Origin of the sequence: Flavobacterium sp. (assembly GCF_028712645.1) — a bacterium.
Lineage (GTDB): Bacteria > Bacteroidota > Bacteroidia > Flavobacteriales > Flavobacteriaceae > Flavobacterium.
Genome location: NZ_JAQTPQ010000253.1, coordinates 1 through 4,997 on the forward strand (window position 1 = coordinate 1; position 4,997 = coordinate 4,997).

Annotated in this window: 4 protein-coding genes; all 4 read left to right on the forward strand. The window is 33.2% G+C overall.

Annotation, left to right across the window (positions count from 1 at the left end):
* A partial coding sequence (gene lon, locus PHC28_RS15495; protein WP_300102696.1) for an endopeptidase La occupies positions 1-2,069 on the forward strand: 2,069 nt, incomplete at its 5' end.
* Between the two features lie 160 nt (positions 2,070-2,229).
* Positions 2,230-3,252 (forward strand): type IX secretion system protein PorQ, encoded by a 1,023-nt coding sequence (gene porQ, locus PHC28_RS15500; protein ID WP_300102699.1) that lies wholly within the window; start codon positions 2,230-2,232, stop codon positions 3,250-3,252.
* Between the two features lie 27 nt (positions 3,253-3,279).
* Positions 3,280-3,957 (forward strand): (d)CMP kinase, encoded by a 678-nt coding sequence (cmk, locus tag PHC28_RS15505; RefSeq protein WP_300102702.1) that lies wholly within the window; start codon positions 3,280-3,282, stop codon positions 3,955-3,957.
* Between the two features lie 543 nt (positions 3,958-4,500).
* The coding region (locus PHC28_RS15510; protein ID WP_300102705.1) for a CAP domain-containing protein at positions 4,501-4,997 on the forward strand (497 nt) is incomplete at its 3' end.

Below are 4,997 nucleotides of genomic sequence, written 5' to 3' on the forward strand. Positions count from 1 at the left end.
AAAAACGTTTCCGAATAGATTCAGTAATTTCGGAAACGCCATATATCACTGCGAATATTATAGAAGTTGCAGAAAAGAGACCTGGAAAACAAGATACGGAATTCTTAGCCATACTTGATTCAATCAAAGAATTGGCCATTCAAATTATAAAAGAAAGTCCAAACATTCCTACTGAGGCAACGTTTGCTATCAAAAATATTGAAAGCCAATCGTTTTTAATCAATTTTGTTACTTCCAATATGAGTTTGTCTGTTCAGGAAAAACAAGATTTATTATCAATCAATGCATTGAAAGAACGTGCGCTAGAAACGCTTCGTTATATGAATTTAGAGTTGCAAAAACTCGAATTGAAAAATGACATTCAATCTAAAGTACGTTTTGATTTAGACCAACAGCAACGTGAATATTTCCTTCATCAGCAAATGAAAACCATTCAAGAAGAATTGGGTGGTGCTTCACAAGAAGAAGAAATGGACGAAATGAGCCAAAAGGCTAAAACCAAAAAATGGGACGCCAAAACCCAACAACATTTTGAAAAAGAATTGGGGAAAATGCGTAGAATGAATCCGCAAGCACCTGATTTTGGTATTCAAAGAAATTATTTGGACTTGTTTTTAGAATTGCCTTGGAACGAATATTCCAAAGATAATTTCGATTTGAAACGCGCTCAAAAAATTCTTGACAGAGACCACTTTGGATTAGAAGATGTCAAGAAAAGAATGATCGAACATCTCGCAGTTTTAAAATTGCGAAATGATATGAAATCGCCAATTATTTGTTTGACAGGACCTCCGGGAGTTGGTAAAACATCTATTGGTAAATCAGTTGCCGAAGCTTTAGGAAGAGAATATGTGAGAATATCATTAGGAGGTTTGCGTGACGAAGCAGAAATTCGAGGACATCGTAAAACCTACATTGGCGCAATGCCGGGACGAATTATTCAAAGTTTGAAAAAGGCTGGAACATCAAATCCAGTTTTTGTTTTGGATGAAATCGATAAATTATCCAATAGCCACCAAGGTGATCCTTCATCAGCTTTGTTAGAGGTTTTAGATCCAGAGCAGAACAATTCATTTTACGATAATTTCCTTGAAATGGGTTACGATTTATCGAAAGTAATGTTCATTGCCACGTCAAATAATATGGCCGAAATTCAACCTGCGTTGAGAGATAGAATGGAAGTTATTAGAATGTCGGGTTATACTATCGAAGAAAAGGTAGAAATTGCTCGTCAGCACTTGTTTCCACGACAATTGAAAGAACACGGTTTGACTACCAAAGATTTAAGCATTGGAAAAAAACAATTGGAAAAAATCGTCGAAGGTTATACTCGTGAATCTGGCGTTCGAGGTTTAGAAGCAAAAATTGCGCAAGTAATTCGAAATGCTGCCAAATCAATTGCGATGGAGGAGGAGTACAACAAGAAAGTTACTGACGAAGATATTGTGAAAGTTCTTGGGGTTCCAAGATTAGAAAGAGATAAATACGAAAGCAATGATGTTGCTGGAGTTGTTACTGGATTGGCTTGGACAAGTGTTGGTGGAGATATCCTCTTTATTGAATCCTTGATTTCTGCTGGAAAAGGAGCAATGACCATCACAGGAAATCTTGGTACAGTGATGAAAGAATCTGCAACCATTGCTTTAGAATATATTAAAGCAAATGCAGCACTTGTGGGAATCAATCCAGAAGTTTTATCAAAATACAATATTCATTTGCACGTTCCGGAAGGAGCAACTCCAAAAGATGGACCAAGTGCAGGAATTGCTATGTTGACTTCCTTGGTTTCTGTTCTTACCCAAAAGAGAGTGAAAAAAGGACTAGCAATGACAGGAGAAATCACTTTACGTGGGAAAGTATTGCCTGTGGGCGGAATAAAAGAAAAGATTTTAGCAGCTAAAAGAGCTAACATCAAGGAAATTATATTGTGCCACGAAAACAAAAGTGATATTGATGAAATAAAACCTGAATATATAGAAGGTCTTACTTTTCATTATGTAAAGGAAATGAACGAAGTTTTGAAAATTGCTATCACAGATCAAAAAGTAAAAAACGCAAAAGTACTTTAGTGTTTATATTTCATAAGATAATTCCATCCTGATGATTCGGGATGGAATTTTTGTTTAATGTTAATTTACTTCAAAACTTCGAAAGTTAAAACAGGAAATTATGCCATTATAATTTTATCTTCGCAATTGCGTTTTACTTTACAGAATATCAATTATAAATATGCAAAAAAAACTTTTATTATTCTTTTTATTTTCGGTTTGTACTATGTCTTACAGTCAAATAGGAGGTAAGTATGTATATCAGTTTTTAAATATGGTAACATCGCCACGACAAGCTGCTTTGGGAGGAAAAACAATTACCATTTATGATGACGATGTTAACCAAGCTAATTTTAATCCTGCAACAATTAATGCCGATATGGATAATCATTTGGCTTTAAATTATGGTAGTTATTTTGGAGAAGTTGCTTATGGTACAGCCTCTTATGCTTATACGTATGACCGTCATTTACAAACTTTTCAAGCGGGTATCAATTATGTGAATTATGGAAAATTTGAGGGTTATGACGAAAACGGTCAGCCTACATCTCAATTTTCGGGAAGTGAAACGGCACTTTCTTTTGGATATGCCTATAATGTTCCTAATTCGAATCTCTTTTTAGGAGCCAATGCAAAGCTGATTTCCTCCACTCTAGAAAGTTACAGTTCTTATGGTGGTGCAATTGATCTTGGTGCCCTTTTTATAGATGAAGCAAACGATGTCAATTGGGCTTTTGTAATTAGAAATATAGGAACACAGTTTACAACCTATTCAGGTTTAAATGAAAAATTGCCTCTTGAAATAATGGCAGGTGTTTCTCAAGAATTAGAAAATGTCCCAATTCGATGGCATCTTACCTTAGATAATTTACAACAATGGAATATTTCATTTGCCAATCCAAACCAAGCTCAAACCTCGCTAGATGGTAATTCGAATCAGAAGAAAACATCAGTTTTTGGTAATGCAATGCAACACGCAATTTTTGGGGTGGAGCTTTTTCCTAAAAGAGCCTTCAATTTAAGATTGGGATATAATTTTAGACGTGCAAAAGAATTACTAATTTTGGATCAACGAAATTTTTCTGGAATATCTCTTGGTTTTGGACTCAAATTGAATAAACTAAAATTTAATTATTCCTATTCAAAATATACTTTGGCAGGAAACACAAGCTTGTTTGGCTTGACTATCAACTTTCAGGAATAATTTGTTATAACTTTAAATTTTTAGATTTTGAAAAAAATTACAATAGCAATTGACGGATTTTCTTCTACGGGTAAAAGTACCTTGGCAAAAGAATTAGCTAAGCACTTAGGATATGTTTATGTAGATACTGGAGCTATGTATCGTGCTGTTACTTTTTATGCAATGCAAAATGAATATATTGGAAAAGATTTTTTTGACAAAGAATTACTAATTAAAAGTTTAGATTACATCAAATTGGTGTTCAAATTTAATTCAGATATAGGTTTTGCCGAAATGTATTTAAATGATGTAAATATTGAAAAGGAAATTCGAACTCTAGAAGTTTCTAATTATGTGAGCAAAGTGGCTGAAATACCTGAAGTGCGATCAAAACTTGTTGAACAGCAAAAGGAAATGGGAAAAAATAAAGGCATTGTGATGGATGGAAGAGACATTGGTACAGTTGTTTTTCCTGATGCTGATATTAAAATATTTATGACTGCAAGTGCTACTACTCGGGCAGAAAGGCGTTATAAGGAACTTATTCAAAAAGGAGATAATGTTAGTTTTGACGAAGTACTTAAAAATGTACAAGAACGTGACTATATTGATACTCATCGAGACGATTCTCCTCTTATTAAAGCAGATGATGCTCTAGAGTTAGATAACTCAAATATTTCTAAGTCTGAACAATTTGAAAAAGTACTTAGATTGTTGAAGTTTTAGATTTTTAATTTTTCCCTCCGCTGCACGAATCCTTTCGTGTGGTATATGTGTGTCTCGTCCTGAAATAAGTTTACAGTTTTATAGTTAATCCTAAAATAGAGTTACATCGGCACACCATAATTCATTTAGGTTTAGATGTTTTTATTGGATGATAATCATCCGATTTTTTTTTATTCTTTCTTGCTTGAAATCCAAGTAAGCGACAATATTTATAAAAAGTAGATATGACTGTCCGCTAAGCGGACTAATAACTCAACAAAGCCACACGGATGACACAGATTAAACGGATTTTTGCTGATATAAATATAAAAATCCGTTTTTTTATTGCACTCACTGTCTATTGAGTTTTGAAAAAAATTAATTTTAAAATTTGTAGGAAATCTATATATTATTAAAATATAATTGTGTATTTCATCGATTTTATTTGTATTTTAAACGATAAAAGTTGTAAATTTATATAAGAATTAAAAAAATAAGTTCATAAATATAATAACATAAAGCAGTTTGCCCCACAATCTACTTTAAACTTAACAACCTAATATCATGAAAGCAAAATTACTTAGTGTACTATTGCTAGTTGCAATTGTATTCACAATGAACTCTTGTTCAACAAACGATACAGAAGCACCTGTACCTGCTGCATCTAATCTTAAAGCCGTAAGTTATACTTATACTTCTACTGAAATAGAAGCAATGGATTTGATAAACTCTTATAGGGTTAGTGTTGGTTTAAAAGAATTGCAACCCATTAACTATATTTCTGTTAAATCTGAGCAACATGACAACTATATGATCGCAAATAACGTGGTTAATCATAACGATTTTGTAGCTCGTTCAGAAGATATTATGAAAGTCGTGGGTGCTAAAACGGTGAGCGAAAATATTGCTTATAATTACAATACTCCACAAGCTGCCTTAGATGCTTGGTTAAACAGTCCTTCTCATAAAGAAAATATTGTTGGCGATTTTACTCACTTTGGAATTTCTATCAGATTGAATGCTGAAGGAAAAAAATATTACACTAATATCTTTGCAAAAAT